We start from the raw sequence: 16,119 nt of genomic DNA, 5'->3' as shown, positions 1-16,119 counted from the left end.
ACCCTTGTTCCTTAAAATGCCACCGCAACGCGGTAATACACATTGAGATGATCCGGGGCTAGCCAGTCCGGATAGTTAACTGGCGTTCCTACGGTAAACTGAGAGGAGAACCAGCGCCCTGAGCTGGTTAATCCCAGCGCAGCCCCCCACAACGTGCCGGAGGCATACCTGTCAACGCTATCCTGTTTCAGCCAGCCGCCGTCGAATGCCGCCATCGCGCCAATCTGTCCGAATACCGGCAACGTAAACAGCGAATAATTCACTTCGTTGCGCCAGTAGCCGCCGTTATCTCCAGAAATGTATTGTTCTTTAAAACCGCGAACTGAGGTTTCTCCGCCCAGCGTCAGGCGCTCACTGCCGTAGAGTCGGTCCACAGACCATTGAAAATAGACGCTGCTAAGCCACCACACTCTTTCTGCCAACGGGCGCTGAAAACTGCCATTGACGCTCCATTTGCGAAATTCCGCCCTTGGCACATCCCCCTGTTTATTGTTGTCATCCTCTGCGCCAAACCATGGCACGCCCTGGGTGAATGAAGGATTAAACGTCGCAACGCCAGAAGCAATTTTTTGCGTATGGTTGATACCCAGCGAAACACTGGAAAGCTTGCGGCTACTGGTTTCCAGCAGGACATCATTCAATCTGTTACGGTTAATTCGATGCGTGAGACCCAGCGATGCAGCGGTCTTGACATCACCATTGCGAAACAAAACCCAGGATCCGTTCAACCGATGGGTTTCGCTATCACCAGTGGAACGCCAGGCATAACCATTGTTATCAATAGTGCTGAGGTAGTTACTCCAGCTGTAGCTGTAATCAAGCAGTCCGTAGCCATAAGGAATACTCACGCCAGTAGCAAAGTTCTGCGCATCTTTGCTACTGGAAAAATCGCTGCTGCGTCCACCGCTGATAAACCATTTATCTGCCAGACCGAGCATATTATTGAAAAATAATGCGCCACTGAGTTGCCCGGTTCCGGTGCTCTTTTGCCCGCTGTTATCAAAACTTACTGAACCATTGAGTGGAAATTCTGGCGTGGCGGTGAGGTTAACTATTGAGAACCCCTGCTGACTGCCCGGCAAAATTTCAATTTCCACCGGCGTCTGGCGAACCCGATTCAACTGCTCCATCCCTTGTTCAATGTCACGCAGATTGAGAATTTTTCCTTCCATTCCGGGAAAGGTCATCAGCAGAGTGCGCGATGGGACGCCTTCCAGACGTATTTGCTGCAATTTCCCCTCAAGCACCGCGATATGCAGCACCCCGGAGGAGAGATCCTGTTCGGTTAAAAAGGCGCGACTGGTGATATAGCCTCGGCTGATATACCAGTCGGAAATCGCATTTGTCAGTTCCGTCAGACGGGGAATATCCAGGCATTGATTCACCCACGGCGCGATAAGCTTTGCCGAGGCAGCGGCGGACAACTTCGTTGCGCCGTCAATATCAATGCGCGAAATCATAAAACACGGCCCTTCAGCCCGGGCTGGTGTTTTCGGCGTTACGGTTACAGGCAACGTAACGCTACGCTCCAGCTCTTCACGCTGGCGCTGGTTTTCATTAAGTAGCTGCTGCTGTTGCTGCTGAATGGTATTACGATCCGCAGGAGAGAGTGGTGCGGCAGAAACAGTTGTGAAGGGTAAAATTAACATCCCAATCAGTAATGCCAACTTTCTTTCATCCCTGAACTTCACCCCACCCTCCAAAAAAGTACGAAAGCGAACTTGACTGCAAAGCACAGCCGACCATTTTAAAAAAGCACAAAATGTAAACAAAAGTAAAGACATTAAGTGCTGTTTCACTTCATTCCTATTGCATTTTAGGATTTCTTGTATTTTTAAATTAAATTATTCTTACTCTTTTGGCCCAATCCCATCGCTAGTCGCCCATTTGCCCACATTCAACTTATGCACAACACTCTACGATGACACCACTGACCCAACACGTGGAGCAAACACCATGAACATCACGCAAATCCGCAACGCCACGCAGCGCATCACCTTTGGCGGCAAAACCTTTCTAATCGATCCAATGCTGGCGGCAAAAAGTGCTTATCCGGGCTTTGCCGGAACGGCACGTGCGGAGATCCGCAACCCAACCGTCGATCTGCCCGTCGATATCGACACCCTGCTCAACGTTGACGCGCTGATCGTGACCCACCTGCATGAAGATCACTGGGATGAGGTTGCAGCACGCGTCGTGCCGAAAGACAAACCGATTTACGTGCAAAATGAGCAAGATGCGCAGGTACTGCGAGATCAGGGTTTCACACACCTGATCGTACTGACGCACAACACCACGCTGGGCGACATCATCCTGCGTAAAACCGGCGGCCAGCATGGCTCAGATCGCGCTTACGCCATCCCGCAAATGGCGGAACGTTTAGGCGATGCCTGCGGGGTAATCTTTCAGCATCCGGCGGAAAAAACGCTGTATCTGGTTGGAGACACTATCTGGCGTGACGAAGTGGAAGCCAACATGCTGACTTTCCAACCGGACGTGGTCATTTTGAACGCCGGTTTTGCCCACGTTATCGGTTTTGGCCCAATTATTATGGGTGCAGAAGATGTACTAAAAACCCACTTCACCCTTCCCAACGCACAAATTGTGGCCACGCATATTGAGGCGATAAACCACTGTTTGTTGACCCGCGCCGCGCTGAAGTCATACGCCAGCGACAACCAGATTGCGCAATGCGTCAACGTGCCGGAAGATGGTGAAACCCTGACGTTTTAATATCCGCAGAGGAATCGTATGCAGCCGCTTACCGTCGCTATTGTCGCCGTGGAAGATTTCAGCCCGTTTCACTTCTCGGTGCCGTGCATCATTTTCAGTGACAAAGTAGCGGCGAAAAAGCGCTTCGACGTGCAATTGTGCGCCGAACAGCCCGGTATTGTTTCCTCGCAGGACGGTTTCTCGATTAACGCAGCTCATGGCTATGAAGCGGTGGAGGCTGCCGACATCGTGGTAATCCCTTACTGGGGCACTACCGCACATCGCCCGCCGCAAGGGTTGCTTGATGCGCTCAACCACGCCCGACAAAACGGCGCGCAAATTGTCGGGCTGTGTCTGGGCGCATTTGTCCTCGGCTATGCCGGTCTGTTGGATGGCAAACGGGCTGCCACGCACTGGGAGTTCGAGCAGGATTTTCAGGCCCGCTTCCCGGCGGCGCGTCTGGATATCAACGCTCTGTATGTGGATGACGACGGTATTATTACCTCAGCAGGCACTGCCGCCGCGCTGGATTGCTGTTTGTACGTGATCCGCCAACGTTTTGGCAGCACGGCAGCGAATCAGATTGCGCGGCGGATGATTGTGCCGCCGCATCGCGAAGGTGGTCAGGCACAATTTATCGAACAGCCGGTGGCGAAAAATACCCAGGATCAGCGCATAAATGCCCTGCTTGATTATTTACGCCTGCATATCCACGAGCAGCATAGTATCGATGCGCTGGCGCAGCGGCTGATGATGAGCCGTCGCACGTTAACCCGTCACTTTATGAAAGCCACCGGATCGAGCGTGGCAGAGTGGTTGATTGTCGAGCGTCTTCGCCGCAGCCAGGCGTTACTGGAGTCCAGTCAGTTGCCCGTTGAACGCATCGCCGAACAGGTCGGTTTTCAGTCGCCTGTCACCTGGCGTCAGCATTTTAAATCTCATTTCGGCGTCAGCCCCGCCGAATGGCGCAAAACCTTTCGCGGCATTTAGCTTTTTTTCGCCAGCCACACCGTGTGCCCTGCGCATTCCGGATCTTCCATCACCATCTCGACCACCGCAAAGCCATGCGCTGACAACAATGCGCGGTATTCGTCCGGCGCGAGGCTGGCGTGAAATAGCGGCTCGCCTTCAAATTGCCCCATCGCAATGCCGTTCCCGGTACCGCTGGTAAACATCAGCGCGCTGCCGGGATGGCTAAGCCGGTCAAAGATCGGGAACATCTTTCGTTGGTCTTGCTGGGTTAAATGGAAAAAGCTGTCCCACGCAATCAGGCCGTCGAACGTCTCGTTAAGCACCAACTCCCGCATATCTTGCTCCAGCCAGCGCTGCGCGGGAAAGGATTGCCGGGCGCGGACCAGCATCGCTGCGGAACCATCAATCCCTGTGAGTTGAAAACCTTGCTGGATAAAATACCCGGCAATCGGCTGACCATTCCCGCAGCCAATATCCACAATGCTGCCCTGCCCGCCCATCACGGTGATGAACTTATCCAGCCAGCTTTTCTCGAACAGGGCGCGTGAGCGCTGGCTGGCAAAGGCATCCGCATGGCGTCGGTAGATGGACAGAATGTTGTTTGCCGCAACGTCGCTCACGATGTCCTCGCTTTTTTATTCTGTTAATAATCACGACGATAAATCCTCCGGCACCAGAGACGCAACCCTGGAATGCGCCTCGCAGAACCCATGCGCAAATCCCCCAAAACCGTTCCGCTGTGGCATCATAGCGCGTAGAAAACATCATGACAGGGGTGATAAACGTGAAACCGGTAACGCTATACGATGTGGCAGACCATGCAGGAGTCTCTTACCAGACCGTCTCGCGCGTCGTAAATCAGGCCAGCCACGTTTCTGCAAAAACCCGACAGAAAGTTGAGGCCGCGATGGCGGAACTCAATTACATCCCTAACCGCGTCGCACAGCAACTGGCTGGTAAACAGACGTCGCTGATTGGCGTCGTGACGGCGAACCTTGCCTTGCACGCCCCTTCACAAATCGTTGCCGCCATAAAATCCCGCGCCGACCAGTCCGGTGCCAGCGTGGTGATCGCCATGGTCGAGCGCAGCGGCGTTGAAGCATGCAAAGCCGCGGTCCACAACCTGCTTTCCCAACGCGTAACCGGACTTATCATTAACTATCCGCTGGATGAAGAAGACGCCATTGCCGTGGCTGCCGCCTGCGGTACGGTGCCGGTGCTGTTTCTCGATGTCTCTGACCAGACGCCAATTAACAGCGTGATTTTCTCCCATGATGACGGCGCACGCCTTGGCGTTGAACATCTGGTACAGCACGGACATCAGCGTATCGCCCTGCTGAGCGGGCCGCACACTTCGGTTTCGGCAAGGCTTCGGCATGCGGGGTGGCATAAATATCTGGCGTACTACCAGTTGCAACCCGTCGCGGAGCTGGAAGGCGACTGGAGCGCGATGTCTGGTTTTCAACAAACACTGCAACTGCTCAATAGCGGTAATCTCCCCACCGCTATGCTGGTTGCTAACGATCAAATGGCGCTGGGCGCGATGCGGGCAATCAGCGAGTTCGGCCTGCGGGTGGCGATGGATATCTCGGTGATCGGCTACGATGACACAGAAGATAGCGCCTGCTACATTCCACCGCTGACCACCATCAGGCAGGATTTTCCATTATTGGGTGAAACCAGCGTCGACAGGCTGCTGCAACTTCCCCATGGCGAATCAACCGTGGGCAACCAACTGCTGCCCGTAACCCTGGTGAAGCGCAAAACGGTTCTGCCTCCCGATACGCAAACCACCTCGCCCCAGGCGCTGGCGGATTCACTCATCCAGCTTGCGCGACAAGTTTCTCAGCTCACACCTAAAATGTGAACGCATAACAATTATGTGAGTCAGTTCACTCATTAAACGCCCCATCCTTTACAGCTGGGAGCGCTTATCCGTATTTTGATTGAAATTGTGAGCGAATAACAAATTCAAACAGGATACCGTTATGAACCTGAACACAGATTCACTCTCCGCTGTTCTGGCCCGCCGCGACTGGGAAAATCCCGGCGTCACGCAGCTCAACCGCCTGGAGGCGCACCCACCTTTCTGTAGCTGGCGCTCAGCAGATGATGCGCGAACTAATCAGCGCTCAACTCAGTTACGCTCGCTGAATGGCCAGTGGCAATTCGCATGGTTTCCCGCGCCGGAGGCTGTGCCGGAAAGCTGGCTGACAAGCGATCTGCCACAGGCTGACACTATCAACGTCCCCTCTAACTGGCAGATGGACGGTTACGACGCGCCAATTTATACCAACGTCACCTACCCGATTCCGGTTAATCCCCCGTACGTTCCGGCGCAGAACCCAACGGGATGTTACTCGCTCACATTTAATATCGAAGACGCATGGTTAGATGAAGGTCAGACGCGCATTATTTTTGACGGCGTCAATTCCGCATTTCATCTGTGGTGCAACGGTCGCTGGGTCGGCTACGGTCAGGACAGTCGTCTGCCGTCTGAATTCGATCTGAGCGATTATCTGCTGCGCGGCGAAAACCGCCTGGCCGTGATGGTGCTGCGATGGAGCGACGGCAGCTATCTGGAAGACCAGGATATGTGGCGCATGAGCGGTATCTTTCGCGACATATCTTTGCTGCATAAGCCCACTACGCAAATCAGTGACCTGCGCATTAACACCCGTTTTAACGATGACTTCAGCCGCGCCGTGCTGGAAGCGGAAGTCAGAGTGGCGGGCAACGCGAGCGAAGATTTACGCGTTACCCTGCAATTGTGGGAAGCTGAAACGCTGACTGACGAAACGACCTCCCTACTCGGCGGCGAGATTATTGATGAACGCGGCGCTTATCATGACCGGGTTAGCCTGCGACTGAACGTCGAAAAGCCAGCGCTGTGGAGTGCCGAAACGCCCAATCTGTACCGTGCCGTTGTGCAGTTACATACCGCGGATGGAGTGCTGATTGAAGCAGAAGCCTGTGACGTCGGCTTTCGTCAGATTGATATCAAAAACGGCCTACTACTGTTAAACGGTAAGCCGCTGTTGATTCGCGGCACCAACCGTCATGAGCACCATCCGGTCAACGGTCAGGTGATGGACGAGGCGACGATGGTTCAGGACATTCTGCTAATGAAGCAGAACAACTTTAATGCTGTGCGCTGCTCCCATTACCCGAACCATCCGTTGTGGTACACCCTGTGCGATCGCTACGGCCTGTACGTGGTCGACGAAGCCAATATCGAAACCCACGGCATGGTGCCAATGAATCGCCTGAGCGACGATCCCACATGGTTGCCTGCCATGAGCCAGCGCGTGACACGCATGGTGCAGCGCGATCGCAACCATCCGAGCATTATCATCTGGTCGCTGGGCAATGAATCCGGTCATGGCGTCAATCACGACGCGCTGTATCGCTGGATAAAATCAGAGGATCCGTCACGCCCGGTACAGTACGAAGGCGGCGGCGCGAATACCGCGGCGACCGACATTATTTGCCCGATGTACGCCCGCGTCGATCAGGATCAGCCCTTCCCGGCGGTACCTAAATGGTCGATTAAAAAGTGGCTGTCGATGCCCGGCGAGCAGCGTCCACTCATTCTCTGTGAATATGCCCATGCGATGGGCAATAGTTTCGGCGGCTTCGCCAAATACTGGCAGGCATTTCGTCAGTATCCGCGCCTGCAGGGCGGGTTTGTCTGGGACTGGGTGGATCAATCGCTGATTAAACACGATGATAATGGCAAGGCATGGTCAGCCTACGGTGGCGACTTTGGCGACACGCCTAACGATCGTCAATTTTGCATGAACGGACTGGTGTTCGCCGATCGCACCCCGCATCCGGCGTTATACGAGGCCAAACATGAACAGCAATTTTTCCAGTTTACGTTACTGCCGGGCGCTGAACGCCAGATTGAAGTGACCAGCGAATATCTGTTCCGCCACAGCGATAACGAAGTTCTGCACTGGTCGATTGCCCAGAACGGCAACCCGCTGGCCGCCGGACAAATCGTTCTGGATATTGCCCCGCAGGGCCGCCAGGTGATTACCCTGCCAGATTGCCCGATGCCGGAAACCGCAGGCCAACTGTGGCTGACGGTGCGCGTGGAACAGCCTCGCGCCACCGCCTGGTCAGACGCCGGGCACATCAGCGCCTGGCAGCAGTGGAAGCTGGAAGAGAAACTCAGCCTGGCGCGGCAGCCAACTGCCCGCACCGCGCCACAGCTCAACGTTAGCGAAAACAGCTTTACTGTGGAGAATGACAACAAGCGTTGGCAATTCGACCGTCGGTCTGGCCTGCTGACACAATACTGGCTTGATGATACAGCCCAGTTGTTATCCCCACTGACCGACCAGTTCACCCGCGCGCCGCTGGACAACGACATCGGCGTCAGCGAGTCAACCCGCATTGACCCGAATGCCTGGGTTGAACGCTGGAAGGCCGCCGGTCATTATCAGGTTGCAGCAACGTTACTGCACTGTGCTGCCGACGCGCTCAGCAACGCAGTACTGATTACCACCGAACATGCGTGGCAGTATCAGGGTGAAACGCTGTTTATCAGCCGTAAATCGTATCGTATCAACGGTCATGGCGAGATGCAGATAACGGTGGATGTCGATGTTGCCAGCGGCACGCCGCATCCGGCGCGTATTGGCCTGAGCTGCCAGTTGTCGCAGGTTGCCGAGCGTGTGAACTGGTTAGGTCTCGGCCCACATGAGAACTACCCGGATCGCCTGAGCGCCGCCTGTTTTGACCGTTGGGATCTGTCACTCGATGAGATGTACACCCCGTATGTTTTCCCGAGCGAAAATGGTCTGCGCTGCGGCACGCGCGAACTGCGATACGGCACGCATCAATGGCGTGGCGACTTCCTGTTCAACATCAGCCGCTTTAGCCAACAGCAACTAATGGAAACCAGCCACCGTCATCTGCTGCAACCGGAGGCGGGTACCTGGCTCAATATTGATGGTTTCCATATGGGCGTCGGCGGCGATGATTCATGGAGTCCTTCCGTGTCGCCGGAGTTTTTGTTGAGTGCCGGACGTTATCACTACCTGGTTATCTGGGGTTAAACATAATAATAATGGGCAGGTTATGACCTGCCCTTATTTTTCCTGAGGAAGTCTGTCATGTATTATTTAAAAAACACTAACTTTTGGATGTTCGGCTTTTTCTTTTTCTTTTACTTTTTCATTATGGGTGCTTATTTCCCCTTCTTTCCGATCTGGTTACACGATGTGAACCATATCAGTAAAGGTGACACTGGGATCATTTTCGCCTGTATTTCACTGTTTTCATTATTATTTCAGCCTGTTTTCGGACTACTTTCCGATAAGCTTGGCCTGCGAAAACACCTGCTGTGGGTAATTACTGGAATGCTGGTAATGTTTGCCCCGTTCTTTATTTACGTTTTTGGCCCGCTATTACAGGTTAATATTTTACTGGGGTCGATTGTCGGCGGGATTTATCTTGGCTTTATTTACAATGCCGGCGCTCCGGCGATTGAAGCCTATATTGAAAAGGCCAGCCGCCGAAGCAAGTTTGAATTTGGTCGCGCACGCATGTTTGGCTGTGTGGGCTGGGCGCTGTGCGCCTCGATTGCAGGAATTATGTTCACCATCAATAACCAGTTTGTCTTCTGGTTAGGTTCTGGCTGTGCGGTCATTCTGGCATTGCTGCTGTTCTTTTCAAAAGCAGATGCCCCCTCTTCTGCAAAAGTCGCGGATGCGGTAGGCGCCAACAACTCAGCATTCAGCCTGAAGCTGGCGCTGGAATTATTCAAACAACCAAAACTCTGGTTTCTCTCCCTGTACGTGGTCGGCGTTTCCTGTACTTATGATGTGTTTGACCAGCAGTTCGCCAACTTCTTTACTTCGTTCTTTGCCACTGGCGAACAGGGCACCCGTGTGTTTGGCTACGTCACAACCATGGGGGAATTACTCAACGCCTCGATCATGTTCTTTGCTCCGCTGATCGTGAACCGCATCGGCGGAAAGAACGCCCTGCTGCTGGCCGGTACGATCATGTCGGTACGGATCATTGGTTCATCATTCGCCACCACGGCGCTGGAAGTCGTTATCCTCAAAACGCTGCATATGTTCGAGATACCGTTCCTGATTGTCGGTTGCTTCAAATACATCACCAGTCAGTTCGAAGTGCGTTTCTCGGCCACGATTTACCTGGTGTGTTTTTGTTTCTTCAAACAGCTGGCAATGATTTTCATGTCAGTTTTGGCCGGGAAAATGTATGAGAACATTGGTTTCCAGGGGGCTTATCTGGTGCTGGGGATAATTGCGCTGAGCTTCACGCTGATTTCCGTATTTACCCTAAGTGGACCGGGGCCATTTTCCCTGCTGCGTCGTCGCGAAAGCGTCGCGCTGTAAAAGCCTCTTTGCCGGATGCACCACTCACGTGGTTTATCCGGCCTACAACGTGCAATTCTCACTCTATGAGTCCTGACCCGGTGGTTTAAGTTTTGTGAACAAAAAGCCGCTTTTAACCTGCTATGGTAAACGAGACGGTAAACCCAGGTCACAGGATGAGCAGAAAGACGGTTGCGGTAATGGCGTTCTTGATCAGCACATTACTTTCAGGATGTGGCAGCATTAATGCGCGCACGGAAGGCGAGGATTCGAATACCTATTATGTGGGTACGCACCACGACATGGCTAAACTAAAAAACCCAGGCGCTTACGATTATAATTATTTCGATTTAGCGCTGCTATTTATCGATGTGCCGCTGTCTTTTGTGGCGGATACGGTCTATGCGCCGTTTGATTACTATCACGGACCGTATAAGAAAGTCGATTAGAAACCAGACCCGGTAAGCATCGCGCCACCGGGCCAATTAATAACGGCTACTCCTCGATCGCCTGGCGAATTTGCTGCAGCGACGCCGGATCGTCAATGGTCGTCAGATCGCCGGGATCGCGCCCTTCACAGATTGCCTGGATGGTGCGACGCAGCATTTTACCGGAGCGCGTTTTCGGCAACTGCGACACAAACCAGACGTGTGCCGGACGGCCAAAATTACCAATCTGGCTGTCCACCAGCGCCATTATCGCCTTCTCTTCTGAATGCGCGATGTCACGGTCTTCCAGGCTATCGCTCTGCTTCGGAATGACAAATGCAACCGCCACCTGCCCTTTCAGTGCATCTTTCACGCCGACCACCGCCACTTCTGCGACGTTTGGATAGCTGGAAATACTCTCCTCTATCTCACGCGTACCCAGTCGATGTCCGGCGACGTTAATGACGTCATCCGTCCGACCAAGGATGAAGTAATAGCCGTCGGCATCGCGAATGCCCCAGTCAAAAGTGGCGTATACCTGACGAGAAAACAGCGACCAGTAGGTATTTACGAACCGTGTGTCATCGCCCCAGATGGTCTGAATACACCCTGGCGGCAGTGGCCCTTCAATCACCAGCATACCCTTCTCATTCGCTGCGCAGGGTTCTCCGCTGACCTCATTGAGCAACTGCACGTTATAGCCATACATCGGCACGCCAGGGCTGCCCAACCGCGACGGCCTGTCGTCCAGCCCACGGGCGATCGCCATAATTGGCCAGCCGGATTCGGTCTGCCAGTAATTATCGATAACCGGGACGCCCAGCGTTTCCGTTACCCAACTGGCGGTCGGTTCGTCCAGCGGTTCCCCGGCCAGATACAGCACCTCCAGCGAGGAGAGATCGTGATTGCGGATCTGCGCGGTCGGGAATTTCTTCAGTACGCGGATCGCCGTTGGCGCGGAGAACATCCGGCTAACCTGATACTTCTCAACAATCTTCCACCACACGCCGCAGTCCGGATACGTTGGCAGCCCTTCGTACACCACCGTCGCCATCCCCGCCAGCAGTGGGGCATACACGATATACGAATGCCCAACCACCCAACCGATGTCCGACGCGCAGAAGAACACGCCGCCCGCTTTACCGCCGAAAATGGTATCCATCGTGGTTGCCAGCGCGACCGCATAGCCGCCAACGTCACGCTGGACGCCCTTCGGTTTACCGGTTGTCCCGGAGGTATAGAGAATGCAGGAGGTTTCATTCGATTCCAGCCACGTCACCGGCACCCGCGCGCCAAGATGCTGTTGGCGCAGCGCGGCAAAGTCGAGGTCGCGCCCCTCTACCCGCGCCATTTTCGCCAGACCACGATCGACCAATACCACATGACGCGGCTGGTGCTGCGCCTGACTGATTGCATCATCGAGCAGCTTTTTATACGGCAGGATCTTGCCCCCACGCGCGCCGGCATCCGCCGAAACGATAATCACCGGTTGGGCGTCGTCGATACGTGCCGCCACGCTGTGCGAGGCAAAGCCACCGAACACTACCGAATGGATCGCCCCAATGCGCGCGCAGGCCAGCAGCGTAATGTGCGCCTCGGCGATCATCGGCATATAAACCAATACCCTGTCGCCGCGCTGTACGCCCAGAGACAACAACATTGCCGCCGCCACGTTCACTTCGTCGTACAGCTGACGAAAGGTAAAGGTACGCTCTTCTTCGGTTTCCGATGACACCGCAATCAGCGCTAGCACCTCAGGCTGTTTCTCCACCCAGCGGTCGATGGCGTTATGACACAAATTGGTCTTGCCGCCGCAAAACCAGCGGGCAAACGGCGGGTTGCTGTGATCCAGCACCTGCGTATACGGCTGCTGCCAGTCAATACGCTGGGCCTGCTCGGCCCAGAACGACTCCGGTTGCGTAATCGAACGTTGATAAAACTCGCTATAAGACATAATGCTCTCCTGTTGAACTTACGCCTTGCCGCACGCAGGTTTAGATTACATAAAGGTCCATATACTCATTGACCGGCATCTGCTCCAGGCGGGCTCTGTCCAGGGAGACATCCAGAATGCGCTGCTGCTGACGGGTCGGGAACTGACGCGCCAGGTTGATTTTGAACTTCTCGACCAGCTTCGGCATACCGTCGTGGCGACGGCGCGCATGACCGATTGGGTACTCCACCACCACTTCTTCAAAACGTGAACCGTCGGTGAACTCGAGAGTGATGGCGTTAGCAATGGCGCGTTTTTCCGGGTCGTGATAATCGGCGGTAAAGGCCGGATCTTCGAAGCAGGTGATCTTCTCGCGCAGGGCATCAATGCGTTTGTCCTGCGCCACGCCGTCTTCGTAATCTGCCGCGGTTAAACGCCCAAACAGCAGCGGGATGGCGACCATATACTGGATGCAGTGATCGCGATCCGCTGGGTTATCCAGTGGGCCTTTTTTATCGATGATGCGGATACAGGCTTCGTGGGTGCGAATGGTCACTTTTTCGATATCCGCTGCCGTTTTACCCGCGGCCTGCAGTTGTTCATACAGCGTCATTGCCGCTTCTACCGCGGTCTGCGAGTGGAACTCAGCCGGAAAGGAGATTTTAAACAGCACGTTTTCCATCACGTAAGAGCCGTATGGACGCTGGAAGCGGAACGATTCCCCTTTGAAGGAGACGTCATAAAAGCCCCAGGTTTTCGCCGTCAGCGCAGACGGATATCCCATCTCGCCCGTTTTTGCCATCAACGCCAGACGTACTGCGCGGGAGGTCGCATCGCCTGCCGCCCAGGATTTACGCGTGCCGGTATTTGGTGCATGACGATAGGTACGCAGCGACTGGCCGTCGACCCACGCCAGCGAAACGGCGTTGAGGATTTCCTCCCGGCTCAGCCCAAGCATCTCCGCGACCACCGCCGTGGAGGCGACTTTTACCAACAGAACGTGATCCAATCCAACGCGGTTAAAGGAGTTTTCCAGCGCGATACAGCCCTGAATTTCATGGGCTTTGATCATCCCGGTCAGCACTTTTTTCATGGTCAACGGCGCTTTCCCCGCCGCCACCGCGTTGCGTGACAGCCAGTCAGCTGTCGCCAGAATACCGCCGAGGTTATCGGAAGGATGGCCCCATTCCGCGGCCAGCCACGTGTCGTTGAAGTCCAGCCAGCGGATCATCGCGCCGATGTTAAACGCCGCCTGCACCGGATCAAGCTGGAACTGGGTGCCCGGTACGCGAACGCCGTTCGGCACTACGGTCCCCGGCACCACCGGTCCTAACAGTTTTTTACAGGCCGGATATTCCAGCGCTTCCAGGCCACAGCCAAGGGTGTCGAGCAGGCAATAATGCGCGGTGTCGTACGCCACCTTTGAGGTGATCTCGTAATTCATAACGTAATCAACGATATCAACGATTTCACGGTCAAAGTCTGGGCGAACGTTCGAAATATGTGCGGACATAGGGTACAACTCCTGTTTTTATATTTAGAGGTTTCAATTAGCAACGCTTTTCGATCGGTACAAATACGCGATCTTCCGGGCCGGTGTAGTTGGCGGAGGGTCGGATAATTTTGTTGTCCTGGCGCTGTTCGATGATGTGCGCCGCCCAGCCGGTCACGCGGGCGATAACAAACAGCGGAGTGAACATTTCGGTCGGGACGCCCATCATGTTGTAGGAGACCGCCGAGAACCAGTCGAGGTTAGGGAACATCTTTTTGGTTTCCCACATCACCTCTTCCAGACGGTCGGCGATGTTGTACATTTTCAGCGAACCGCCTTCCTGAGAAAGCTGCTTCGCCACGCGTTTAATCACCTGATGGCGCGGGTCGGCAATGGTGTAAACCGGGTGACCAAACCCAATCACCACTTCTTTATTTTCCACGCGTTTGCGGATATCCGCTTCGGCTTCATCCGGCGTTTCATAACGCTGCTGGATCTCCAGCGAAACTTCATTCGCCCCGCCGTGTTTCGGCCCACGCAGCGCGCCAATCGCGCCGATAATCGCGGAATACATATCGGAGCCGGTTCCCGCAATCACACGACTGGTGAAGGTGGACGCGTTGAATTCGTGCTCGGCATACAGCACCAGTGAAATGTGCATCGCCTTTTCCCAGCTTTGCGACGGTTTTTCGCCATGCAGCAGATGCAGGAAGTGCCCGCCAATGGAATCATCGTCCGTTTCCGGCTGAATGCGCTCGCCGTTATGGCTGTAGTGATACCAGTACAAAAGGATCGAACTGAGGGACGCCAGCAGCTTGTCGGCAATATCGCGCGCGCCGGAAACGGTATGACCCTCTTTTTCCGGTAGCGTACAGCCCAGCGCGGAGACGCCGGTGCGCATCACATCCATCGGGTGAGACGCGGCAGGTAGCGCTTCCAGCACGGTACGCACGTTAGCGGGTAAACCGCGCAGCGCCTTTAACTTGCTTTTGTAGGCGGTGAGCTCATCGCGGGTGGGTAATTTCCCGTGGATCAGCAGGTGCGCGACTTCTTCAAATTCGCACTGCTGCGCCAGGTCGAGAATATCGTAGCCGCGATAATGCAGGTCATTACCGCTTTTACCCACGGTGCATAACGCGGTATTTCCGGCGGCGACGCCTGACAGCGCAACCGATTTTTTTGGTTTAATGACATGCGTGTTGTTTTGCAGGATTGTTGTGTCGCTCATGTTGTCCTCGTCATTTTTATAATATGTAGGGTACAAATTTATTGCCGGATGGCGGCTTCGCCTTATCCGGCCTACGACGGTTACTTTTTTGTGTACAGCGCGTCGAGTTTCTCTTCGAACTGGTAGTAGTTGATGCTTTCGTACAGTTCGTTGCGCGTCTGCATAATGTCGATCACGCTCTTTTGCGTGCCTTCCTGGCGCAGCACGTTGTAGACCCGTTCAGCCGCACGGTTCATGGCGCGGAAGGCAGACAGCGGATACAGGGCCATGGCGACGTTCGCGCTACGCAGTTCATCGGTAGTAAACAGCGGCGTGGCACCAAATTCGGTAATGTTAGCGAGGATCGGAACCTGCACCGCATCGGCAAACTGGCGGTACATCGCCAACTCGGTAATGGCTTCCGGGAACAGCATGTCGGCCCCCGCTTCGACATACGCCTGGGCACGATCGATAGCCGCCTCTAACCCTTCCACCGCCAATGCATCGGTGCGCGCCATAATCACAAAGTTGGGATCGGTGCGGGCATCCACGGCGGCGCGGATCCTGTCGACCATCTCTTCTTTAGAGACGATCGCCTTGTTCGGACGATGCCCGCAACGCTTGGCGCCGATCTGATCTTCAATATGCAGCGCGGCGGCACCGGCTTTAATCATCGACTTCACGGTACGCGCCACGTTGAACGCCGACGATCCAAAACCAATATCCGCATCCACCAGCAATGGCAGCGGGCAAACATCAGTGATACGACGAATATCGGTCAGTACATCATCAAGGGTAGAAATACCGAGATCCGGCAGACCCAACGACCCCGCCGCAACGCCGCCGCCAGAGAGATAAATCGCCTGATACCCGGCACGCTGAGCCAGCAGAGCGTGATTGGCGTTGATGGTGCCGACGATTTGTAATGGGTTTTCTTTGCTGAGCGCGGCGCGAAACGCCAGCCCTGGAGAGTGTAGAGACATATCCGTCCTCTTGTTATCAACTTGTTACCATTCGTT

12 protein-coding genes are annotated in these 16,119 nt (G+C 54.6%); 6 read left to right on the top strand and 6 right to left on the bottom strand.

Going from position 1 to position 16,119, the window contains the following annotated elements:
• Positions 1 to 11: 11 nt before the first annotated feature.
• Positions 12 to 1,649 carry a ShlB/FhaC/HecB family hemolysin secretion/activation protein gene (locus tag OOJ59_RS00795; RefSeq protein WP_201746125.1) on the bottom strand — a complete coding sequence of 546 codons (1,638 nt, stop codon included), beginning with the start codon at positions 1,647 to 1,649 and terminating at the stop codon, positions 12 to 14.
• Positions 1,650 to 1,956: 307 nt separating this feature from the next.
• On the opposite strand from OOJ59_RS00795, the gene OOJ59_RS00790 reads away from it, so the two are divergent.
• A complete protein-coding gene (locus OOJ59_RS00790) occupies positions 1,957 to 2,733 on the top strand; it encodes an MBL fold metallo-hydrolase (RefSeq protein WP_160955602.1) in 777 nt (258 codons plus the stop codon).
• Positions 2,734 to 2,751: 18 nt separating this feature from the next.
• Positions 2,752 to 3,702 carry a GlxA family transcriptional regulator gene (locus tag OOJ59_RS00785; RefSeq protein WP_121528655.1) on the top strand — a complete coding sequence of 317 codons (951 nt, stop codon included), beginning with the start codon at positions 2,752 to 2,754 and terminating at the stop codon, positions 3,700 to 3,702.
• Here OOJ59_RS00785 and OOJ59_RS00780 read toward each other — a convergent pair.
• Positions 3,699 to 4,304: a class I SAM-dependent DNA methyltransferase gene (locus tag OOJ59_RS00780; RefSeq protein WP_137346902.1), complete on the bottom strand. Its 606-nt coding sequence runs from the start codon at positions 4,302 to 4,304 to the stop codon at positions 3,699 to 3,701. The two genes, OOJ59_RS00785 and OOJ59_RS00780, sit on opposite strands and share 4 nt — an antisense overlap.
• 155 nt (positions 4,305 to 4,459) lie before the next feature.
• Here OOJ59_RS00780 and OOJ59_RS00775 point away from each other — a divergent pair, with 155 nt between their 5' ends.
• The 4 genes from OOJ59_RS00775 to OOJ59_RS00760 all read left to right on the top strand — a co-directional run bounded on the left by OOJ59_RS00775 (position 4,460) and on the right by OOJ59_RS00760 (position 10,489).
• Positions 4,460 to 5,551 (top strand): LacI family DNA-binding transcriptional regulator, encoded by a 1,092-nt coding sequence (locus OOJ59_RS00775; RefSeq protein ID WP_160955613.1) that lies wholly within the window; start codon positions 4,460 to 4,462, stop codon positions 5,549 to 5,551.
• A 121-nt stretch (positions 5,552 to 5,672) separates the two neighbouring features.
• Positions 5,673 to 8,750 carry a beta-galactosidase gene (locus OOJ59_RS00770; RefSeq protein WP_160955603.1) on the top strand — a complete coding sequence of 1,026 codons (3,078 nt, stop codon included), beginning with the start codon at positions 5,673 to 5,675 and terminating at the stop codon, positions 8,748 to 8,750.
• 57 nt (positions 8,751 to 8,807) lie between these two features.
• Positions 8,808 to 10,061 carry an MFS transporter gene (locus tag OOJ59_RS00765; protein WP_069323906.1) on the top strand — a complete coding sequence of 418 codons (1,254 nt, stop codon included), beginning with the start codon at positions 8,808 to 8,810 and terminating at the stop codon, positions 10,059 to 10,061.
• 155 nt (positions 10,062 to 10,216) lie between these two features.
• The gene (locus OOJ59_RS00760; protein ID WP_121528652.1) at positions 10,217 to 10,489 is read left to right on the top strand and encodes a YceK/YidQ family lipoprotein; all 273 of its coding nucleotides are present in this window, start codon (positions 10,217 to 10,219) and stop codon (positions 10,487 to 10,489) included.
• 46 nt (positions 10,490 to 10,535) lie between these two features.
• Here OOJ59_RS00760 and prpE read toward each other — a convergent pair whose 3' ends face one another.
• From prpE to prpB, 4 genes are all read right to left on the bottom strand, one after another.
• Positions 10,536 to 12,422: a propionate--CoA ligase gene (prpE, locus tag OOJ59_RS00755; RefSeq protein ID WP_160955604.1), complete on the bottom strand. Its 1,887-nt coding sequence runs from the start codon at positions 12,420 to 12,422 to the stop codon at positions 10,536 to 10,538.
• Between the two features lie 40 nt (positions 12,423 to 12,462).
• Complete coding sequence (locus tag OOJ59_RS00750; RefSeq protein ID WP_121528651.1) at positions 12,463 to 13,914, bottom strand: bifunctional 2-methylcitrate dehydratase/aconitate hydratase; 1,452 nt, start codon at positions 13,912 to 13,914, stop codon at positions 12,463 to 12,465.
• A 37-nt stretch (positions 13,915 to 13,951) separates the two neighbouring features.
• On the bottom strand, positions 13,952 to 15,121 hold the full coding sequence (prpC, locus tag OOJ59_RS00745) for a bifunctional 2-methylcitrate synthase/citrate synthase (protein WP_038637983.1): 1,170 nt from the start codon (positions 15,119 to 15,121) through the stop codon (positions 13,952 to 13,954).
• A gap of 80 nt (positions 15,122 to 15,201) precedes the next feature.
• Positions 15,202 to 16,083: a methylisocitrate lyase gene (gene prpB, locus OOJ59_RS00740; protein ID WP_038637980.1), complete on the bottom strand. Its 882-nt coding sequence runs from the start codon at positions 16,081 to 16,083 to the stop codon at positions 15,202 to 15,204.
• Between the last annotated feature and the right edge of the window lie 36 nt (positions 16,084 to 16,119).

This window comes from Citrobacter sp. W9 (assembly GCF_026719375.1).
Lineage (GTDB): Bacteria > Pseudomonadota > Gammaproteobacteria > Enterobacterales > Enterobacteriaceae > Citrobacter > Citrobacter werkmanii.
The sequence above is the reverse complement of the archived record's forward strand: the minus strand, read 5'-3'. Positions and strand labels throughout refer to the sequence as shown.

Coding starts and splice junctions, on each gene's coding strand:
- prpB (WP_038637980.1), bottom strand. CDS start 16,083: ATGTCTCTACACTCTCCAGGGCTGGCGTTTCGCGCCGCGCTCAGCAAA.
- prpE (WP_160955604.1), bottom strand. CDS start 12,422: ATGTCTTATAGCGAGTTTTATCAACGTTCGATTACGCAACCGGAGTCG.
- OOJ59_RS00765 (WP_069323906.1), top strand. CDS start 8,808: ATGTATTATTTAAAAAACACTAACTTTTGGATGTTCGGCTTTTTCTTT.
- OOJ59_RS00785 (WP_121528655.1), top strand. CDS start 2,752: ATGCAGCCGCTTACCGTCGCTATTGTCGCCGTGGAAGATTTCAGCCCG.
- OOJ59_RS00750 (WP_121528651.1), bottom strand. CDS start 13,914: ATGTCCGCACATATTTCGAACGTTCGCCCAGACTTTGACCGTGAAATC.
- OOJ59_RS00760 (WP_121528652.1), top strand. CDS start 10,217: ATGAGCAGAAAGACGGTTGCGGTAATGGCGTTCTTGATCAGCACATTA.
- OOJ59_RS00795 (WP_201746125.1), bottom strand. CDS start 1,649: ATGTTAATTTTACCCTTCACAACTGTTTCTGCCGCACCACTCTCTCCT.
- OOJ59_RS00770 (WP_160955603.1), top strand. CDS start 5,673: ATGAACCTGAACACAGATTCACTCTCCGCTGTTCTGGCCCGCCGCGAC.
- OOJ59_RS00790 (WP_160955602.1), top strand. CDS start 1,957: ATGAACATCACGCAAATCCGCAACGCCACGCAGCGCATCACCTTTGGC.
- prpC (WP_038637983.1), bottom strand. CDS start 15,121: ATGAGCGACACAACAATCCTGCAAAACAACACGCATGTCATTAAACCA.